Origin of the sequence: Limnohabitans sp. JirII-31, from assembly GCF_002778315.1 — a bacterium.
GTDB lineage: Bacteria > Pseudomonadota > Gammaproteobacteria > Burkholderiales > Burkholderiaceae_C > Limnohabitans.
In genome coordinates, this window is the sequence record NZ_NESA01000001.1 from 148,633 (window position 1) to 168,124 (window position 19,492).

At 57.4% G+C, this 19,492-nt stretch carries 15 protein-coding genes; 9 read left to right on the top strand and 6 right to left on the bottom strand.

Annotated elements, in window-relative coordinates; all coding sequences use genetic code 11:
- Positions 1 to 136 precede the first annotated feature (136 nt).
- Both B9Z41_RS00775 and B9Z41_RS00780 read left to right on the top strand, forming a co-directional pair.
- The gene (locus B9Z41_RS00775; RefSeq protein ID WP_100144022.1) at positions 137 to 1,714 is read left to right on the top strand and encodes a multicopper oxidase family protein; all 1,578 of its coding nucleotides are present in this window, start codon (positions 137 to 139) and stop codon (positions 1,712 to 1,714) included.
- Complete coding sequence (locus tag B9Z41_RS00780) at positions 1,715 to 2,962, top strand: YHYH protein (protein WP_100144024.1); 1,248 nt, start codon at positions 1,715 to 1,717, stop codon at positions 2,960 to 2,962.
- On the opposite strand, the gene B9Z41_RS00785 is transcribed toward B9Z41_RS00780, so the two are convergent.
- On the bottom strand, positions 2,950 to 3,756 hold the full coding sequence (locus B9Z41_RS00785) for a MipA/OmpV family protein (protein ID WP_100144026.1): 807 nt from the start codon (positions 3,754 to 3,756) through the stop codon (positions 2,950 to 2,952). The two genes, B9Z41_RS00780 and B9Z41_RS00785, sit on opposite strands and share 13 nt — an antisense overlap.
- Before the next feature lie 148 nt (positions 3,757 to 3,904).
- On the opposite strand from B9Z41_RS00785, the gene B9Z41_RS00790 reads away from it, so the two are divergent.
- Positions 3,905 to 5,365 (top strand): ATP-binding protein, encoded by a 1,461-nt coding sequence (locus B9Z41_RS00790; RefSeq protein WP_100144028.1) that lies wholly within the window; start codon positions 3,905 to 3,907, stop codon positions 5,363 to 5,365.
- On the top strand, positions 5,362 to 6,048 hold the full coding sequence (locus B9Z41_RS00795) for a response regulator (RefSeq protein WP_100144030.1): 687 nt from the start codon (positions 5,362 to 5,364) through the stop codon (positions 6,046 to 6,048). The genes B9Z41_RS00790 and B9Z41_RS00795 overlap by 4 nt, the downstream gene beginning before the upstream one ends.
- A 43-nt stretch (positions 6,049 to 6,091) precedes the next feature.
- Here the strand turns inward: B9Z41_RS00795 and B9Z41_RS00800 are convergent, their stop codons facing one another.
- The 3 genes from B9Z41_RS00800 to B9Z41_RS00810 all read right to left on the bottom strand — a co-directional run bounded on the left by B9Z41_RS00800 (position 6,092) and on the right by B9Z41_RS00810 (position 12,043).
- Complete coding sequence (locus B9Z41_RS00800; protein WP_100144032.1) at positions 6,092 to 8,188, bottom strand: spermidine synthase; 2,097 nt, start codon at positions 8,186 to 8,188, stop codon at positions 6,092 to 6,094.
- 129 nt (positions 8,189 to 8,317) lie between these two features.
- Entirely contained in the window at positions 8,318 to 11,161 is a 2,844-nt protein-coding gene (locus tag B9Z41_RS00805) for a bifunctional diguanylate cyclase/phosphodiesterase (protein ID WP_233202445.1), read from the bottom strand.
- A gap of 144 nt (positions 11,162 to 11,305) precedes the next feature.
- Complete coding sequence (locus B9Z41_RS00810; protein WP_158236103.1) at positions 11,306 to 12,043, bottom strand: hypothetical protein; 738 nt, start codon at positions 12,041 to 12,043, stop codon at positions 11,306 to 11,308.
- A 373-nt stretch (positions 12,044 to 12,416) separates the two neighbouring features.
- Between B9Z41_RS00810 and B9Z41_RS00815 the strand changes: the two genes are divergently transcribed.
- Genes B9Z41_RS00815 through B9Z41_RS00825 form a run of 3 tightly spaced genes read left to right on the top strand, consistent with a single transcriptional unit; the run spans position 12,417 to position 15,420 of the window.
- Positions 12,417 to 12,638, top strand: a complete 222-nt coding sequence (locus B9Z41_RS00815; RefSeq protein WP_100144039.1) for an HNH endonuclease — start codon at positions 12,417 to 12,419, stop codon at positions 12,636 to 12,638.
- Entirely contained in the window at positions 12,635 to 14,086 is a 1,452-nt protein-coding gene (locus B9Z41_RS00820) for a pitrilysin family protein (protein ID WP_100144041.1), read from the top strand. Before B9Z41_RS00815 ends, B9Z41_RS00820 begins: the two co-directional genes overlap by 4 nt.
- Complete coding sequence (locus B9Z41_RS00825) at positions 14,083 to 15,420, top strand: pitrilysin family protein (protein ID WP_100144043.1); 1,338 nt, start codon at positions 14,083 to 14,085, stop codon at positions 15,418 to 15,420. Before B9Z41_RS00820 ends, B9Z41_RS00825 begins: the two co-directional genes overlap by 4 nt.
- Before the next feature lie 3 nt (positions 15,421 to 15,423).
- Here the strand turns inward: B9Z41_RS00825 and B9Z41_RS00830 are convergent, their stop codons facing one another.
- Positions 15,424 to 16,254, bottom strand: coding sequence for a metal-dependent hydrolase (locus B9Z41_RS00830; protein ID WP_100144045.1), 831 nt, complete (start codon positions 16,252 to 16,254; stop codon positions 15,424 to 15,426).
- 84 nt (positions 16,255 to 16,338) lie between these two features.
- On the opposite strand from B9Z41_RS00830, the gene B9Z41_RS00835 reads away from it, so the two are divergent.
- Entirely contained in the window at positions 16,339 to 17,256 is a 918-nt protein-coding gene (locus tag B9Z41_RS00835) for a hydroxymethylglutaryl-CoA lyase (protein WP_100144047.1), read from the top strand.
- Between the two features lie 18 nt (positions 17,257 to 17,274).
- Positions 17,275 to 18,507 (top strand): CaiB/BaiF CoA-transferase family protein, encoded by a 1,233-nt coding sequence (locus B9Z41_RS00840; RefSeq protein ID WP_100144049.1) that lies wholly within the window; start codon positions 17,275 to 17,277, stop codon positions 18,505 to 18,507.
- Here B9Z41_RS00840 and B9Z41_RS00845 read toward each other — a convergent pair.
- Positions 18,494 to 19,474, bottom strand: a complete 981-nt coding sequence (locus B9Z41_RS00845; RefSeq protein WP_100144051.1) for a tripartite tricarboxylate transporter substrate binding protein — start codon at positions 19,472 to 19,474, stop codon at positions 18,494 to 18,496. The two genes, B9Z41_RS00840 and B9Z41_RS00845, sit on opposite strands and share 14 nt — an antisense overlap.
- Between the last annotated feature and the right edge of the window lie 18 nt (positions 19,475 to 19,492).

Genomic DNA, 19,492 nt, shown 5'->3' on the forward strand with positions numbered 1-19,492 from the left:
TCTTATTCTGAGAAAAAAATGTGTTGCAAATATGTGTAAATTATTTTGAGAGATTTAATTAATACAAATCAAACTTCGCAATTCCTCCACAATTTTTTTTCAGAATTAATGCCCATCTATTCATCGGTGCGTGGTCATGAAAAAGACATTGAACAAGCCAGTCGATCTGGGCAAACGCGAGCACCTCAAGTTCATGGCGGGTTCTGCATTGGCCTCAACCACTGTTCTTCTGGGATGCATAGGGCCACCACCACGCCATGCGCCCCCACGCCTTGTGCCCTCAAGCGATTCGCACGCCAATCAGCCCCGCAACTTCAACGCTTTGCCCATTGCGCCGTTGCATACCGGCACGCTCAGTCAAGGGGTGACCACGTTTGACCTGGCACTGTCTGCCAGCACCGTGCCCTACCGCGAGGGGCCCCACACCAACACCTATGGTTACAACGGGGCTGGCTTTGGGGGGCCAACCTTGGTCATGAAAAAAGGGTCGCGGGCCAGAATGCAAGTCACCAACCAATTGGCTGAACCCACCACCACGCATTGGCACGGCCTGCTGGTGCCTGGGCCTGTTGATGGCGGGCCGCACCAGGTGGTGAAAGCTGGGGCTACTTGGTTGACCGATGCCTTCACCGTCAAGAACAACGCGGCGACCTATTGGTACCACCCCCACATGCATGAGATGACCCAAAAGCAACTCACCCTCGGGGCGGTCGGCTTGATCATTGTGCAAGACGAAGCCGAGGCAGCGCTTGAACTGCCAAGAACCTATGGCGTGGATGACATTCCTTTGGTGCTGACCAGTCGACGCTTTACCAAAGTACAGGGCGTGGCCAATCAGTTTCAGTACACCGACACGGCCTATGGCGATCACATGCTGTCGAATGGCGTGATGAATGCGCAGGTGGGCTTGCCTCAACAACTGGTGCGCTTGCGTCTCTTGAATGCGGAGGTTGAGCGCGACTACAACCTGGGCCTGAGCGATGGTCGCAGCTTTTATGTGGTGGCCAGCGATGGCGGCTTGCTCAATGCGCCCGTGGCTGTGACGCGTTTGATCATGTCCCCGGGCGAGCGTTACGAAATACTGTTGGACTTATCGGGCGATGCGGTGGGCAACACCCTTGACCTGAATGCCTACAACGGCCCAGATGCAGGCTTGAGTTTTGGCTTTGCTGGCTATGAGCCCGATCAAGCAGGTGAGTTTGGCAGTTTGTTGAATTACAAAACATTCAGCGTCTTGAACATCAAAGTCGTGGCGTCTACAGACAAGCCGGTGACTCGGATGCCGTCCCGTTGGGTGAGCCATGTGTACCCCAACACGTCACAGGCCACGAACGCACGCGCGTTGACCATCACGGCACGTGGCCCAGGGGACCCATTCACGTTCAACAACGTGGGGTTCAATATGGACAGGATCAACCAAGAGGTGAAGCTTGGCAGCACAGAGTCTTGGACCATCCATGCAGGCAATATTTTTGGACACTCATTCCACATCCACGGCGTGCAATTCAAACTGGTGGCTCGCAACGCAAGTGCTGCGGCTGTTAAAAACTATGAACAGGGATGGAAAGACACCTTCCACATACCCCTTGGCGAATCGGTCACCTTCGTGGCCAAGTTTGACGAGGCCGCCGATACCCGCTATCCCTTCATGTACCACTGTCACATGGTGAACCACGAAGACGCTGGGTTGATGGGGCAATTTGTGGTCCAGTGAATGCGTTGGATTCGTCTGTTGCAGACCTCTCGGGTATTGCTGTATGCGATGGCTGTTGCGTCATCGGGCTGTGACTGGGGCAGACTTCCCGCAGCTCCGATTCTGATCCATGCAGCGACTGAGCAGGCCAGTGTTCGTCTGGCGTGGATCGCTCCTTTTTCCGCAGGGCAATCTGCCATTGCAGCCTACACAGTCACATGCCGCGCACCTGGCGAAAACCTCACTGCCATGGCGCTGGCCAGTCCGGTCAGTGTGCATGGGCTCAATCTTGGTACCCGTTATGAATGCGTTGTGGCTGCCAGCAATGCATCGGGAACAGGTCCGGTGTCCAACACACTGAGCGTGTTCACCCAGCCTGAGGCTGCACTTTCGTTGGCCAGTGTTTACCGCAGCGCGCCATGGGCGAAAGGTATGTCGGTGACCTTTCCTTCCGAGTGCGTCATGACCCTTTGGCCTGCGGCAAGGCCCAACCATGCGGTGGATGATTTTTATTTGTCACCACCCACAACGGGGCAGGCTCGCAATCAGGTCACAGGCGCAAATCAAGCCGTGGCACGCACAGCCATCAGTCGCATGCCGCTAGTGGTTCGAGCTTATGAAGGCCCCGGTCGTCACGAACCCATCCGTGTGAATATTTGCCCTCGCCAAGCGCCATCCACCACGCCCACCAATGCGGGGGTCATCGGCCTACTTGTGTCTGGTGCAACGCTCTACAAAGCAGCAGAAATCACGGGCCACCGGGCGACGGCACTCAATGACAATGTGGCGTATAGCTTCAAGGGCACCAAAGGGCAGAACATCACAGCCCATTTTTTGGACACATGCGGTGGCCATCCGACCCCTGCTGATTCGGGTAACAGTTACCACTACCACGGGTATTCGTCGTGTGTGACTTCTGTGGTTGATCACGCCGACGGGCCGTCGCACATGATCGGCGTTGCCTTGGATGGTTTTCCGATTTATGGGGATCGCGACATCCATGGCCGCAGCATCGATCCCACCCAACTCGATGGCTGCAATGGCTTGACCAGCCCGACACCCGAGTTTCCACAAGGCATTTATCACTACGTCCTGCCCCGTGGCATCACACAACACCATGCTTCCATGCGGTGTTACGGTGGCCACGTGCCAGCCAAAACACTAGCGGCGGCACAAGCCGCTGGCTTTTGTTACGCATCCGAACAAGCCCCAACGCCGCAGGCCTTGGGGATGGGCATGCCAATGCTGCCGCAGACTCAGAAACGGTAGTTGGCAAACACGCCATAGCTCGATTGGGTGCCTTTATCAATCGTCGGGCTGTTGGCCGCATCGCCTTGCAATTTGGAAACGCTGGCCTTGGCACTCAGACGCCATTCGCGAGTGAGTTCGTAATCGACACCCGCACCCAATCGCACAGCATTGACACCCGCCGACGCTTGGTAGGTGCTGTAGCCTGAGCTGGTGCTTTGTGCCGCAGTCACGCCATAGTAGGTTTGTGCATATTGACTGTTCATCCAGGTGATACCGGGCCCGGCACTCCAGACCAAGCGACCCGGTCTTGTCCTGAACATCACATCCAGCGTCGCGCGTGTGCCCTGATCGTGTCCACCTATGTCGGTGATCAGGTTGGCCATTGTCGTCATCGGGCCTTGTGTGTAGCTACCAGATACAGTGCCTAAGGTGGTTTGTTTTATTTCGCCAAGCCCTGACAAATTCGAACCGTCGTTGCCGCCGCGCGGATTGCCCAGGCTGGTGCCGATACCCACCCCGAATCGCCAAGGGCCTTCTTGCAACAAGGTGTATCCCAGGCCCAAAGGCACGGCTGCACCGGGCAGGGCACCTATTTGAAAGCGTCCTTTGGTGGCGCTGAAAGTTGGCATGGGGCCCATTCGGGTGTCGCTGCTGCCGGGGTACTTGGGTTGCGAGATCAGGCCCATGCCGACACTCACGTGCCAAGCATCGTCGTCAACGGGTTGTGCCAACACCATGCATGGTGTGGCCATCGCAGTCAAGGCCGCCGAGCGCACGATCAGTTTCAGTGAAGAGACAGAAATTTTCTGCATAAAGTCCTTTGAAGAAAAATGGGAGCGCCTCTTTGCTTGCGCCAATCCGAGACTGATTCTGCAAAGGCAATGTGATGGCAGTGTGTGAAAATCTTCACGCTTTGCTCACAATGTTCAGGTTTACTCAGCAGATACTTTTCTTCACCCCATGCATCTGCGCCTCGTCCACAAACTGTCCTTGCTCATGCTCAGCTTTGCCTTATTGGCGGTTGTGGCACTTGGAGGCTTCACTGCATGGAATCTGCGTCAAGGCTTTGGCGAATACTTGGCCGCCAAAGATGTTCAACATTTGGAGCAACTCACTGCGGGCGTTGAAAAATTAATTCAGAACGAAGGGCTGGACGTTCTGCAAAACCGTGGCTTGTCGATCCATGACTTGCTCAACCGTTTCAGCGGTATGCCTTTCGATTTGCCTGACCCTTTTCCATGGAAAGATCGTGGCTGGCTTAACCCGCCGCCAAATGGTTCGCATGGGCCGCCCCCCGGCGGACCAGACGCTTTGCCCAATCGGCTGTCCATCGTGGGTCTTGACGGTCAGACACTGTTGGGGCGGCCACAGATTGATATTTCAGCGCAAGTGCTTCGCCCCGTACACAGCCATGGTCAGGTGGTGGCATGGGGCCGCATGGTTCCGGCTCGCGTCATATTGGGTGATCAATCCAGATTTTTATTCGCGCAATACGTGGGCATTGTGTTGATCTCTGGTGTGTTGGTGGTGCTGGCCTTGTTTGGTGCCATTTGGCATTCCCGGCGCTGGGTGAGGCCGTTGATTGCTGTGCAATCGGCGACGCAACAGCTGGCGACAGGTAAATTTTCTGCACGCATACCCGTGGGTTTGGGGGTTCAATCGGTAGGCGATGAAATTGGTGAGGTGGTGCACAACATCAACCAAATGGCCGCGAGCTTGGAACGCTTGGACTCCTCTCGCCGACGCTGGCTGGCTGATATTTCCCACGAGCTGCGAACCCCTTTGACGGTGTTGCAAGGTGACATTGAAGCTCTGTGTGATGGCGTTCGACCCATGCAACACCAAGCCATGGTGGTGTTGCGTGAAGAGGTGCTGTCGCTTGGAAAAATCGTCAACGACTTGCACTTGCTGGCCTTGTCCGACCTCCATACGTTGTCGTGCCATTTTGCGGACTTCGATTTGGTGGAGTGCGTGGCGCAATGTGTCGAACGTTTTCAGCGACGCGCGCAAGACGCTGGGTTAGTGATGGTCTTCAACGAAGGCCACGACATATCGCAACGGGTGTGCTGGGATGCAGACCGCATTCAGCAACTGATGGCCAATATTTTGCAAAATAGCCTGCGTTATACGGATGCGCCTGGGCAAATTCGCATCCGTTTGAAAGTTTCAAATGAACGCGTACATCTCATGATTTCAGACAGCAGTCCCAGTGTGCCCTTGCAAGACTTGGCGCACATTTTTGAACCGCTTTACCGCTGCGACTTGTCACGCTCTCGCGTCCAAGGGGGCAGTGGTTTGGGCTTGTCCATATGCCAGGCCATTGTGAGTGCCCATGGTGGCACGATCCAGGCCATGCCTTCAGATTTGGGTGGACTCAGCATCGAGATTGTTTTGCCAGTCCGGCCAGAGAGTGCCGTATGAGTCAGCCCCGTCATATTCTGGTTGTGGAGGACGATGCACGCATTGCACAGCTGTTGCTGGACTATCTCGCGCACGAGGGCTGGCGTGCCAGCTCTGAGAGCGATGGCAACCAAGCATTGCATGCTGTCCAGCGCCAGATGCCCGACTTGGTGCTGCTCGATGTGATGCTGCCAGGCATGGACGGTGTGAGCCTGTGTCGCGCCATCCGTCAGTTCAGCGATGTTCCCATCATGATGATCACGGCCAGAGTGGACGAAGTTGACCGATTGCTGGGCCTCAATACAGGTGCCGATGATTACGTGTGCAAGCCCTTCAGCCCCCGTGAAGTCATGGCCCGGGTGCATGCTTTGTTGCGACGCTCGCAGAGTCACGGCAAAGCACACATCAAGCCCTGGGAAATTCAGGATGAAGCCATGCGAATTGCTTGGCGCGGACAAAGCCTGAACCTGACCCCGCTTGAATACCGACTCTTGCGGCTTTTCATCAGCCAGCCGGGGCGAGTGTTTTCGCGTGCACAGCTTCTGGAGGCCTTGCACTTGGAATTGCGAGACATCAGTGATCGGGCCATTGACACGCATGTGAAAAATTTGCGCCGAAAAATTCAAGCCATTGAGCCCGATGCCAATTGTTTGACGTCTGTCTATGGCGTGGGCTATCGGTTTGAAATCACTGAAACTGTGTGAGCAGATCTAAGAGACCGGGTGCTTGCTTGCACCCTTTGCGCGTCTACAACTTCAAAACTTCAAAGACGTTGCTGAAGTCATCGGTCCAGACTTTCAATCCTTCGGGGATGTTAATTTTTTCGGGTTCACCCTCCAGCGGTATCTTCTTCAATACCTCTGGGTTTTTGGCCAGCAAAACCCACGAACTTGAGTAAGCCAAGGGCGACGACGAGCCGTCGTCGTAAATGCTCAGTGCTGTCAGACCGCGTGCTTGAGCCAGCAAGGCCAACACACTTTTCAAATCCAGGTAACGATTGGTCACATGAAACGCCATCACACCATCGGGTTTGACGTGTTTCAGAAATACGTCTATGGCTTCCAGCGTGATCAGGTGAATAGGGATTGAATCACTCGAGAAGGCATCCACCACCAAAATGTCATAGCGCTGTGCTGGCTCACGCGCCATTGACAAACGTGCATCGCCGAGGACGACTTCCGTCGCGCCAGCCGAGTCCGCCAGAAACGAAAACTGTTTGTGTGCAACGTCGATCACTTGTGGGTTGATTTCGTAAAAGCGCATGACATCGTGGCGACGGCCATAGCTGGCCAAAGTGCCAGCCCCAAGACCAATCACCCCAACACGCAAGGGCGCTGCGCCATCAAGGCCTTTGAAGGTGCGACCAATGCCTGACGTTTGGGTGAAGTACGTGGTGGGGTTCTGTCGGTGCTCAGGATTTAAGGACTGCTGTCCGTGCAAGATGACGCCGTGCACGAAATTGCGCACACGCTCACTTCCCACTTTGTTGTCTTGTACGCGCAGTGCGCCAAAAAAGTTACGTTCCATCCGTAAGGTGCGGCGCCCCAAGTAGTCTGTTTCGTATTGGTACAAATACCAGCCCGTGGTGACGGTCGCGTAGAGAGCTGCAACCACCATGACAGAGCGATGCAGCGATGGCGTGATGCCAGCGCTAAGCGTTTCATTTGACGTGACAGGTGGCGTATCCGCCTGTGCAACATCCGGTTTTTTGGCAGATTGGTAGAGCAGAAACATTGTGACGAGACCGCCTGCCATCAATACGATAGGCAATTCGTAGTAGGCCGAGAAAATGCGCGGTGCCACCACGCCAACGAAGATGCCCCCGAGTGCACCCCCCAAAGACACCATCAAGTAAAACCGCGCCAGATGCTGCGGCGAAGGTTTCTTTGCTGCCAATTCGCCGTGAAAAAATGTGCACGCCACAAACAAGCCCGCGCAATAAAGCGGTATAGCAATTTCAATGCTCAAAATTCCATTGTCTGCTTGCAGTCCCCACGCCATGGCGGGCAGCAAAAGCAGCAAGGGCCAGAGGAATTGCCAGCGTTGGTAACGTCCTTCAAACGACACGATGAAGGAGCACAGGTACAAGGTCAGCGGGGCCAGCCACAACAGCGGAATCGATGCAATGTTTTGCGTGATGTGGTTGGTGACAGACATCAGCATCACGGTCCCCAACGCTGAAAGCGTCAACCACAAACTTTGCGCGCCCAGGCTGGGGGGCGCAGTGATGTCGCTCTCTTCAGGTGAGACGCCATGTACAGCCCGGGGGCTGGCTGCCAGCAAGACGCTTGCCCCACACAACACCATGAAGACACCGTATGCCACGCTCCATGTCACGGCCTGAAGGTGTGTGTTGAGTACCGACTCAATGGCCAAAGGAAATGCCAACAAGGCCAGCAGCGAGCCAAAATTTGACAGGGCAAAGAGCCGATACACGCCATCTCCTCCATGGCAGCGCACATAGCAGGACTGAATCAATGGGCCCGTTGACGCGAGTAAAAAATACGGCAAGCCAATGGTGGCTGTGAGCAGCGAAAGAATGCGCCAAACCGGGTCTTCGTTGGCGAGGGGTTTCCAATCAAGGCTGGCGATGATGGGTAGAAATGCAAGGCTGATGATCAGCAGCGTGCAATGGAGCAACGCTTGCCGACGCGGTGACAATTTGCGCGTGCTCCATTCCGAATAGGCGTAACCAGCCAGCAGCAAGGTCTGGAAAAAAATCATGCAGCTATTCCACACGGCCGGTGCGCCGCCAAACCAAGGCAGGATTTGCTTGGCAATGATGGGCTGCACCATGAAAAGCAGAAAAGCAGACAGAAAAATAGTCCAGGCGAAAATCGGCATGTCGCGTCCTAATAAGGATGAGTCAGTCAAATTAACCCAACGCCTTATGCTAACCAAATTAATTTATATCTATAAATAAATAGACTCTTTGGTGTTAATTATTTTCTGATTCAGCAAGCCTGCACACGATCAATGCAACAAGCGTTCATCGTCTGTGTCTGCCCGTGCGGTGAAGTCCATCAAGCTGAGTTTGCGCACAAAGGCCATGGTGTCCGCGTCTTGGATGAAGTCGGCTGACGACTGCGCCGTCAAAATTCGCTCGGGCTCCACCGGCTTGCTGATGCCGTAGCCCTGTGCGTAACTGACGCCTGCATCCACCAAGGCTTTGATGATGGGGAGGTTTTCGGCAAATTCACCCACGCAAGTCATGCCCAAGCTGTGGGCCAAGCCTGCGCAAGCGTGCACGATGGCATGGGTTGCGGGGTTGGTCGCAATGCTTTGTACCAACGAGCCATCGAGCTTCAAGGAGTCAGATGGCACATCACGCAAGTAAGTGAAACCGGCAAAGCCCGAGCCGAAGTCATCAATCGCAATACGCAGTCCTAGCTGACGTGCACGTTCCACAAACTTGATCGTGTTTTTGATGTCTGTCAGCGCCACGGTTTCGGTGATCTCAAGACACAGTTTGCTGGCTGCTTCTCGGTGCTGAGAAAGAATCGCAAACGCATCGCCGAGAAAAACTTCGTCATTCATCGAGGCACCCGACAAATTCACGCTGATGAACTTGGTACGACTCAAGTGCGGCATGTGCTGCTCGATCCATTCCAGCGTGGTACGCAGGACCCATCGATCGATCAATGTAATCTTGCCAAGAAACTCTGCCGTTTCAATCAGCCCGACCGCGCCCAAAATACTGCCATCGGGTTTCCTGAGCCGCAACAACACTTCAAAATTCAGGGAGGCAAAAGGATTTTTAAGACTCATGATGGGCTGCATGAACAAGGTCAACCCTTGTGGCATGCGACCGTCTTCCAAGCACCGTGCAATCTCTAATTCCTCTTTGTTTTTTTTGTAAAACCCCGAGGCACTGTTGGCCTCCACCAACCGCTTACCTTGTTTTTTGGCCATGCGACATGCGGCATCGGCGGCTGAAATCATGTCTTCTGCATGGAATCCTTGGGCTGCTGATTCGACCAGTCCCGCGGAAGCACTCAGGGAAAAACTTTTGCCATCAAAGTGAAACAAAGACTCACACAAACTGGCCATCAATTTTTCAACAATCGCATGGGCCTCTTCAATCGCCGTCGATGGAAACACCAGCAAAAACTCATCGCCACCCACACGTGCAATGGCGTCGCGCGCGCGAACGCATGCGCGCATGCGCATGCACACCTCGCGTAACACGTGGTCGCCCGCAGGATGACCGTACAAATCGTTGACGAGTTTGAACCGATCCAAGTCCAGATACACCATCGACACAGGACCTACAGCGGCTTGTTTGATCTGTTCCAACTCAGCGGTTGCACCGCGTAAGTTCAAACATGCCGTCAACGGGTCGTGCGAAGCCAAAAACTCCAAGGCCTGTTTGGAGGCATGGGCTTCGGTGGCATCTTGGATGGAGCCTTCAATTTGATGCGTCTTGGCATCCAGCGAGCCACGCACCAAGAACCACTTGTCGGTGTTGGGCCTCAGTCCTGCCACCTGTACCTCTACCTCACTGCTTTGGGCGTTGTCGAACGCATCGCTCAACGCGTGCCAAGCTTGTTGCTCTAGCAGTGTCATGAGTGTGCAGCCGACCGGATCAAACCCCATCATGCGTTGCATGGCTGGATTGCCCTTCACCACCGTTCCTGTACTCGACAGGGTGAACAAACCAATCGGCGACCCCTCATAGGCACGCCGTGCGCTGGATTTGGCTTCGTCTTTCTCCTCGCGTTCTGAGCGAATACGCTCCGCAATGGCCAAAGACGCCATCAGCGCAGAAATTACAGCAGCAGACACCGATGTCAGCATCATCGGTGGTTTGGCCAGACTCAAGGCTGCGGCGACCACCTCAGACATACCCGCGGCCAGCGTCACCACAATCGAGGCACCATACCAAGCCGCCGCACGGTCAAAGCCTTGCATCAACACGCGCGTCAAACTGTAAAGAATCAAGGCCACGTTGATGGTGGTGCAGACCCAGACCACGATCAGAAAGTGACCATAAGCGAGCAGGGCGGCCGCTCCCATCACCAGCATGGCCAGTCCCTGGATGATCCGCGTGGGGGTTTTGACACCAGCTTGTTCCAGCTCGGTCTTGAACAGTTTTGAAAACATCACCACAGTGGTGGCGAAATAAAAAGCGATCGTCCACTGGCGCGCCGGTATCAGTGCGCTCAGTGGCAAACGCCAGCCCATCAATTCAAAGTCTGTGCCCGCTGACAGCGCTGCCATGCGCATACCCAGACCCAACCAGACGCCAAACACCAGATGCGCAGGTTCCTTGTTGATCCATGCCGAGATCAGCATGAACAAGGCCAGCACCCCCATGCCAGCTTCAATCAATGCGCCTTGCTTGCTGTGGTGAACTTCAAAGCTCTCCAGCGCGGTTTCAGACATGATGGCTGCGGACACTCGGGCGGGACCTTCGAATTGACCTTGACACAAGATAGACGATTGCGCTGCGTTGATGCGCAGCGAGAAGCCCGTGCCAGACACGTGCAAAGCCCCGACGCTTGCCGCTCGTGTTGCCGTTCCTAATAACTCTCCTGTTGCGCTCCAACACGACACACTCAGTGCGTGTCGGGAGGGAAAGACCAAAAACTGTCCTGCCGAAACAGGTGTGTGAATGACCCACCAAAGAGGATTTTTTGAAAACTGAGCTGGCAACGTCGTCTGCGGCGTGCTTTGCAGTGCTGCCGTGCGTGCTTGTTCTAAGCTGGTGTCTGGCGTGGTTTGCTCCCAGCCATGCAACGGCACAGCGATGGCTGGCTGTGACGATGTGTCTTGGCCGCCAATGGCCATCAGGACCACCAAGACAAGCAACGCCATCGGCACACCGAAGCGACACATGAAAGTCAGCGCTTGTTCTACATAGGTCTTGCCGCGACGTAAGGATGGATCAATCTGGGAAAAGTATCTTTGAAACATGAGACCTGGTGTGCCACACACGGCCGTGTGTGTGGCACTTATGGGTTAAATGAACGGGAATGCGTGTCGGCGCTCAGGCTGGTGGTGCATGGGGGGCAAAGAAGCAATGAAAGACTCTGGGTGAAACACTGATTCGTGCGTCACATCGATGTCTGGGTGGTGTGTTTCAAACACAAAGCGATAGAGGGGGTGTTCTTTGGCTTTCCACAGCGCCTGTGCCTCAGATGGGGCAAAGCTCATCACACGGTGTGGAAGGTTGGCCACATGGTGCATGGGATAGAAGGTGTTTTTCTCCAGCACATCCTCAAACAACAATCCGTCATAGATGCGGTCCACGGGGGAGCGCCCAGTGACAACCATCCAGTCAATCTCTTGTTGCATCGTGAACAGATAGAACGCTTTAAACAAGGCATTGCGCACCACCGAGGAGTTGGGAGATCTGCCCACGCTCAATCGCGTCGCCTCACACAAACGCAGACCTGTGTAGTGCTCGGGAAGCTCCAGTGAACTCTCCAATGGCAGTGGACGATGTGCATTGGTGTGAATGCGCATGCTCCCCAACACTTCATCGTCCATGCGCGATGTGGCGCATATCACCAAGCAGCCCGCTTCGTAATCGGCGGATTCTGCGGTGGCAAGTCGCGCTCCCAATTCAGGAAGATGGTGTCCGTATGCGGCAGCCCGCAGTTGAACGACTCTAGGCAGTACGTCTTCTCGTGCAACCTTCACTTGGAAGGGAAGGTATTCAATGCGTTTGGGGGTATCAAATGAGATGGCTTTCACATCGGGCTCCTAGTGTGTGGATGAATACGATGTGGACTTTTGTAGACGATCCAACACCGTACTACATTTATCTCATATAACTATGTCCAATCAACACTTTGAGCGTGCAAAGGCGACACCAATTAGTATCTAAAGCTTATAACTATCTTCATCTTTTATTTTTTCTACTTTTGATATTTATGAATAATTTGAACCTATAAGTACTATTTATTGTGTGAAAATCTTCTCATGTGTCGCTCTTGGGCGTAGCTATCAATCGTTAGGTACAAAGACGGGTGACCCAGCTTTCAGAACCATTTGGTCGAAAGGCCAGGAATGGTGATCCCATGGACAATCGAATTTCTTTGCAGACAACCGCCGGAGACCCTTCACCTTGAGCCGATTAGCCCTCACCCGAGACAAGATTTACAAAACGGTCGCACGTCAACTGCATGGCGTGGTACCTTGCTGGGTGTGTGGTGAGCATGTGTCACACGACAGTGCCAGCCTGGAGCACATCCAACCTTTGAGCGAGGGCGGCAGCAGCCATCTCGACAACCTGGCCATCAGCCATGCACGCTGCAACCACCAACGTCACGCGAAAACCACACCATGAACCACCCTTCAGTCCTGCGCCTCCTCTCCATGCGGTCTATCTGGGCCCTGTGTGTGGTGACCTTTGCTGCACTCGCAGGCGTGCAAACGGCGCAGGCGCAAACTGATACGCAGGTGCAGCGCTTCACACTCGACAACGGCATGACGCTCCTGGTCAAGGCCGACCACCGTGCGCCCACCGCAGTGCACATGCTGTGGGTGCGTGTGGGCTCGATGGACGAAGTCGATGGGAGCACGGGCCTGGCCCACATGCTCGAACACATGCTGTTCAAGGGCACGCCCACGGTCAAAGCAGGCGAGTTCTCGCGCCAGGTGGCCGCTTTGGGCGGGCGTGAAAACGCCTTCACCAGCAAAGACTACACCGGCTATTTCCAACAAATTCCAGCACACCGTTTGGCCGATGTGATGCGCTTAGAGTCCGACCGCTTTGCCAACAACCTGTGGCCCGATGACGAGTTCACCCGTGAGCTCGAAGTGGTCAAAGAAGAACGACGTATGCGCACCGACGACGCCCCCCGTGCGCTGTTGTTTGAACAACTCAGTGCGGCGCAATTCGTGGCCTCGCCTTACCGGCGCCCCATCGTGGGCTGGATGAACGACTTGGAGGCCATGAAGCCTCAAGACGCGCGCGACTTTTACCGCCGCTGGTACGTGCCCGCCAATGCCACGGTGGTGGTGGTGGGCGACGTGGATGCACAAGCCGTGCTGCAACTCGCCCAAGCCAGCTATGGCCGCGTGTCAGCGGGCGCGGTGCCTGCGCGCAAGCCACGCATTGAACCGCCACAAAAAGGCATCAAGCGTGTGGTGGTGCAAGCACCTACCGAGCAAGCCTATGTGTGTTTGTCGTGGAAGGTGCCCAGCTTGTTGGCCTTTGATGAAAGCCAACAGACTCAAGACAGTCTGGCACTCACCTTGTTGTCTGCCGTGTTGGACGGCTACAGCGGCGCACGCTTGGAGCGTGCCTTGGCACAAGGCCCAACACGTTTGGCCGATGACGTGGGAGCCTCGTATGGCTTGAGTGGCCGTGGTCCGCAGGTCTTCATGCTCACCGGTGTACCCGCAGTGGGCAAAACCATTGATGCTCTGGAGCAGGCTTTGCGCGCTCAGGTGCAACGTATTGCCAAAGAGGGCGTGACCGACGCCGAGTTGCGCCGCGTCAAAGCCCAATGGATGGCCAGCAAGGTGTACCAGCGCGATTCCTTGTTCAACCAAGCCCGTGAGATCGGGACCTCATGGATCGAGGGCCTACCCTTGGACAGCAACGAACAGCTGCTGGATCGGCTTCAAGCCGTCACGCCTGAGCAGGTGCGCTTGGTGGCGCAACGCTACTTTGACGACACCCAACTCACGGTGGCAGTGTTGCAGCCGCTGCCTGTGCCCAAGCCCAGCACTGCCCCCGCAGCGCGCAAACCCGGCGCATCGACCCAAGCTGTGGAGGTCACACGATGAACACCGCACGCTGGACACGCACTCTCTGCGGGCTGGCCCTGGCCTGCCTGACGTCATGGGCCCATGCAGGCATTCCGATTCAACACTGGGTCATGCCCAATGGTGCACGGGTGTATTTGGTGGAAGCACCTGGCCTGCCGATGGTCGATGTGCAGATCGACTTTGACGCCGGTACGCGCCGTGACCCCGCCAACCAAGTGGGCTTGGCTTCGGCCACGGCGTTGATGATGGGCAAGGGCGTAGCCGCTGCGGGTGGTGCCGCAGCGATGGACGAAAACGCCTTGGGTGAAGCCTGGGCTGATCTGGGGGCATCGCTGAGCATGGGCGCGAGCAATGACCGCTTCAGCGTGAACTTGCGTAGCCTCACACGCACCGAGCTGCTCGATGCAGCGGTGCAACTGGCGGCGCGACAACTGGCGCACCCCAGTTTTCCAGAGGCCGTGTGGCACAGCGAACGCCAGCGTTGGCAAGCGTCTTTGGCCGAGGCCAAAACCCAACCCGGCTATCTGGCTGGGCGCGCGTTTGCGGCTGCTGTGTACGGCACGCACCCCTATGGCTACGACACCACGCCCGCGCACTTGCAGGCCATCGAGGTGGGGCATCTGCGGGCCTTTCATGCGCGCTACGTGCATGCCTGCCAGGCGCGTGTGAGCATCGTCGGTGCACTTAACCGGGCGCAAGCCCAGGCACGGGTCACGCAACTGCTGGCCGGCTTGCCGCAAGCGCGAGGGTGTGCCGCTTTGCCTGCTGTGCCCGAGGTGCAGCCTTTGGCACGCGCTCAAGACATCGCCATCCCTTTTGAGTCGGCCCAAGCGCATGTGTTCATCGGTCAACCGGGTATCGCGCGTCAAAGCCCCGATTTCTTGGCGCTGACCGTGGGCAACTATGTGCTGGGCGGTGGCGGCTTTGTGTCGCGCCTGACTGCGCAGGTGCGCGAAAAGCGCGGCTTGAGCTACAGCGTGTCGAGTTACTTTTCACCCAGCATGCACGCGGGCGCGTTTCGTATTGCCTTGCAAACCCGCGCCAACCAGGCGGCTCAAGCCGTGCAAGTGGCGCGTGAGGTGCTGGCCGACTTTGTGCAGCATGGTCCTACCGAGGCCGAGGTGCAAGCCGCCAAGGACAACCTGATTGGCGGCTTTGCCTTGCGCTTGGACAGCAACCGCAAGTTGCTCGACAACGTGAGCAACATTGCCTGGTACGACTTGCCCTTGGACTACCTGGACACCTGGACCGACAAGGTGCAGCGCCTCAGCGCGTCTGACATCCAAGCCGCCTTCGCACGCACCTTGCAACCCGAGCGCATGGTCACGGTGGTGTTGGGCGCCAAGCCCTGAGTTTTAAAACTTGGCGTGCTCGCCCGGCTTCAAGGCTAGCACTGGAATGCCACTGCCTTTCATGGCCTCGACAAACTGCGCGGCGGTGCCTTTGGCCAAGGGGTTGGCCCCGTAGTGCATGGGGATCACCGCTTGTGGTTTGAACCACGCCTTCAGCGCATAGGCCGCTTCGGTCGGGCCCATGGTGAAGTTGCCGCCAATCGGCACCAACACCAGGTCCGGTTTGTACATCTCGGCAATCAGCTTCATGTCGCCAAACACGCCGGTGTCGCCCATGTGGTAAATCTTGAAACCGTTCTCCAGCGTGATGATGAAGCCCAGCGGCTCGCCGCCCACATGGGCTTCGTCCTTGCCAGTGCTCGGGTTCTTCCACACCAGCACCGACGAGTGCTCGGCGTGTACGGCCGTGACGTGAATGCCCGGCGCGGGCTCGACGGTGCCGCTTTTGTTGAAACGTGGCAACAACTCGGGCGGCAAGATGCCCAGCAAAGTGGCGGTTTGGTTCATATCACCGGGCGCATACATCTTGACGTTGTGCATCAACGCCAGGGCCGGGGCATCGGCAAAGTGGTCCCAGTGCGCGTGGCTCACCAGCAGCACATCCACCTTGCCCAGGTTCTCCAGGTTTTTGTACTCAGGCGGTGTCAGCGGGTTGGCTTTGAGCCAAGGGTCGGTGATGACGGTCTTGCCACCGGGCGTGGTGATTTTGAACGCCGATTGGCCCAGCCACTGCACCTCGGTGCTGGGCGTTTGGGCCCACAGGGCGCTGGCACCCATCAACGACAGGGCCAGGGTGGTGTGGCGCAATGTGCGGTTTAGAAAACGGTTGAACATGGGTGTCTCCTTCTCATCGACAGGCCCACTTTACCCGTTCAGTCGATGGTTAAATTGGCACCATGTCCACCCCAGTTGTTTCTGATGTCGTCCACGCCTGATGTGCTGATCAGCGAAGTCGGCCCGCGCGACGGTTTGCAGTCGGTCAGCCGGGTCATGTCCACCGCGCACAAACTGCGTTGGCTCGATGCCCTGGTGGCGGCGGGCTTGCGCGAAATCGAGGTCGGCTCCTTTGTGCCGGCGAAGCTGTTGCCGCAAATGGCCGACACCGCCGAGGTGGTGCGTCACGCCTTGACCCACCCGGGCCTGACCGTCATGGCCTTGGTGCCCAACCTGCGTGGTGCTGAGGCTGCGCTGCGTGCGGGCGTGCACAAGCTCACCATTCCGGTCTCGGCCAGTGCCGCGCACTCTATGGCCAATGTGCGCAAAACACGCGAAGACATGGTGGCCGAGGTGCGTGCCATCGTGCAGCTCAAAAACCAACTCGCGCCACAGGTGCACATCGAAGCCGGCATTTCCACCGCCTTTGGTTGCACCTTGCAGGGCGTGGTGCCCGAAGACGATGTGGTCTGGCTGGCCCAAGCCGTGGTGGAGGCGGGGGCCGATGAGTCGGGCCTGTCAGACACCACCGGCATGGCCAACCCCGCGCAGGTGCGGCGCCTGTTTGCCAAAGTGCGCGCTGCCATTGGCGACAAAACCGGCGCTGCCCACATGCACAACACGCGTGGCTTGGGGCTGGCCAATTGCTTGGCCGCCTATGACGTGGGCGTGCGCACCTTTGACAGCTCGCTCGGCGGCTTGGGCGGTTGCCCGTACGCACCCGGCGCCTCAGGCAATGTGGTGACCGAAGACCTGGTGTTCATGTTCGAGGCCATGGGCGTGCGCACCGGCGTGGACTTGACCCGTTTGATCGCCGCACGTGCCCCCCTGCGCGAGGGCTTACCTGATGAACCGCTGTATGGCATGACGCCCGAAGCAGGCCTGCCCAAGGGTTGGCTCTGATTTTTTGATGTTGCACAGATGACCGAGACACACACCACCACAGCATCCACACCGTCGCAGCCCGCGCCCTACGCGGGCCTGCGCGTGGTGGAGTTCACCCACATGGTGATGGGCCCCACCTGCGGCATGGTGCTGGCCGACTTGGGCGCCGAGGTGATCAAGATCGAACCCATTGGCCACGGCCGCCACGGCGACGCCACCCGGCAGTTGATTGGCTCGGGCGCGGGCTTTTTCCCGATGTTCAATCGCAACAAAAAAAGCCTGGCGCTCGACCTTGAAACGGTGGAAGGCAAAGAGGCGGTGTTGCGCCTGATCGCCACCGCCGACGTGGTGAGCGAAAACTTCAAGAGCGGCACCATGCGCAAGCTGGGTCTGGACTACGCCAGCTTGAAAGCCTTGAACCCACGCCTGATCTACGTCAGCCACAAAGGCTTTTTGCCCGGCCCTTACGAGCACCGCACCGCCTTGGACGAGGTGGTGCAAATGATGGGCGGCTTGGCCTACATGACGGGCCGCCCCGGTGACCCCTTGCGTGCGGGCACCAGCGTGAACGACATCATGGGCGGCGTGTTTGGTGCTTTGGGTGTCATGGCGTCACTGGCGCAACGCGAAAAGACGGGGCTGGGCCAAGAAGTGCAAAGCGCCTTGTTTGAAAACAATGTGTTCCTGATGGCCCAGCACATGATGCAGTTTGCTGTCACCGGCCAAGCCGCAGCCCCCATGCCTGCGCGCATTTCGGCCTGGGGCATTTACGACGTGTTCAAGGTCAAAGACGAGGCACAAATCTTTTTGGCGGTGGTCAGCGACACCGCCTGGGGTGTTTTTTGCGAGGCCTTTGGCTTTGCCGACCTCAAAGCCGATGCCCGCTTGCACACCAACAACGACCGCGTGCGCAACCGCGACTGGATGATGCCCCTGTTGCGCGAACGCTTGGCCGCTTGGTCCGCCCACGACTTGGCGGCGGTGTTTGAACAGCACGGCTTGCCGTTTGCACCCATCACGCGTCCGCACGAGTTGCTCAACGACCCGCACCTGCAAGCCAGTGGCGGCTTGTCGCCCATCACCTTGCCCGATGGACGCAGCGCGCCTGCGGTGTTGCTGCCGTTCACGCTCGATGGTCAGCGCCCGGGCATTCGCCTGTCGCCGCCGCGCTTGGGCGAGCACAACGCGGCCTTGTTGGCCGAGTTGGGTTACAGCGCCGCAGAGATTGAGGCCCTGAGCCACCCAGTGGGCGGCACTACTCCAGCGTGATCTTGGCGTCTTGAATCACGCGACGCCACTTGGCCGCGTCGCGTTGTGTCCACAACAGCACCTCGTCGGCCGAGCCCGCGCGCAGCTCGGTGCCTGCGGCTTCTACCTTGCTGGTGAGCGCTGGGTTCTTCAGTGCACGGCTCAAGGCTTGGTTGATGCGCTCCACCAAAGCGGGTGGGGTGGCCAGTGGCGCGTACATGGCGTACCAGGTGGCGTATTCAAACTCGGGCAGGGTGGCCGACATCAGCGGTAAATTTTTGGTGGCGGGTGATTGGCTGGGCGCGGTGGCGGCCAGCAGCCGCACATAGCCTTTGTCGATCAGGCCTTGCAGCGAGGGCAGGCTGCTGAACAGCGCGCTCACCTGGCCCGAGATCAAATCGTTCACCGAGCCAGAGCTGCCTTTGTAGGGCACATGGATGACATCGGTTTTGGAGAGCGACTTGAACATTTCCATGCCTAAGTGCGAGGTACCGCCCGTGCCCGCAGAGGCAAAGCTCACCTCACCCGGATGGGCTTTTGCATAGGCCACCAACTCGGCCACCGACTTGATGGGCAACTTGGCACTCACCACCAGCACATGCGGTGCGGTAGAGATGATCGACACCGGGCGCAGCTTGGCCACCAAGTCTGCTCCGCCGTGTTTGCTGAGCATGGGTTGCAGCACCACATTGCCCACGGCTGCCATCAGCAAGGTGTGGCCATCGGGTTCGGCCCGTGCCACGGCACCCAGCGCTGGCACGCCCATCGAGCCGCCCATGTTCTCGACCGTCACCGACTGTTTGAGGTCTGCCGTCAAGGTGAGGGCGAGTTCGCGGGCCACCAAATCCGCCGGGCCGCCAGCGGCGTAGGGCACCACCAGACGGATGTTTTTGCTGGGCCACGTGGTTGCGTTTTGTGCATAGGCACCCGCGCAGGCGAGCAATGCGAGCGCGCTGCTGGCGAGTTGAAGAAGGTGTCGACGTGTCATCGGTGTGGGTCAGATAAA

Excerpts from the sequence above, each read along its gene's own strand:
- B9Z41_RS00840 (WP_100144049.1), top strand. The coding sequence starts at position 17,275 with ATGACCGAGACACACACCACCACAGCATCCACACCGTCGCAGCCCGCG.
- B9Z41_RS00845 (WP_100144051.1), bottom strand. The coding sequence starts at position 19,474 with ATGACACGTCGACACCTTCTTCAACTCGCCAGCAGCGCGCTCGCATTG.
- B9Z41_RS00820 (WP_100144041.1), top strand. The coding sequence starts at position 12,635 with ATGAACCACCCTTCAGTCCTGCGCCTCCTCTCCATGCGGTCTATCTGG.
- B9Z41_RS00775 (WP_100144022.1), top strand. The coding sequence starts at position 137 with ATGAAAAAGACATTGAACAAGCCAGTCGATCTGGGCAAACGCGAGCAC.
- B9Z41_RS00790 (WP_100144028.1), top strand. The coding sequence starts at position 3,905 with ATGCATCTGCGCCTCGTCCACAAACTGTCCTTGCTCATGCTCAGCTTT.
- B9Z41_RS00825 (WP_100144043.1), top strand. The coding sequence starts at position 14,083 with ATGAACACCGCACGCTGGACACGCACTCTCTGCGGGCTGGCCCTGGCC.
- B9Z41_RS00835 (WP_100144047.1), top strand. The coding sequence starts at position 16,339 with ATGTCGTCCACGCCTGATGTGCTGATCAGCGAAGTCGGCCCGCGCGAC.
- B9Z41_RS00800 (WP_100144032.1), bottom strand. The coding sequence starts at position 8,188 with ATGCCGATTTTCGCCTGGACTATTTTTCTGTCTGCTTTTCTGCTTTTC.
- B9Z41_RS00785 (WP_100144026.1), bottom strand. The coding sequence starts at position 3,756 with ATGCAGAAAATTTCTGTCTCTTCACTGAAACTGATCGTGCGCTCGGCG.
- B9Z41_RS00805 (WP_233202445.1), bottom strand. The coding sequence starts at position 11,161 with ATGGCGTTGCTTGTCTTGGTGGTCCTGATGGCCATTGGCGGCCAAGAC.
- B9Z41_RS00780 (WP_100144024.1), top strand. The coding sequence starts at position 1,715 with ATGCGTTGGATTCGTCTGTTGCAGACCTCTCGGGTATTGCTGTATGCG.
- B9Z41_RS00830 (WP_100144045.1), bottom strand. The coding sequence starts at position 16,254 with ATGTTCAACCGTTTTCTAAACCGCACATTGCGCCACACCACCCTGGCC.
- B9Z41_RS00795 (WP_100144030.1), top strand. The coding sequence starts at position 5,362 with ATGAGTCAGCCCCGTCATATTCTGGTTGTGGAGGACGATGCACGCATT.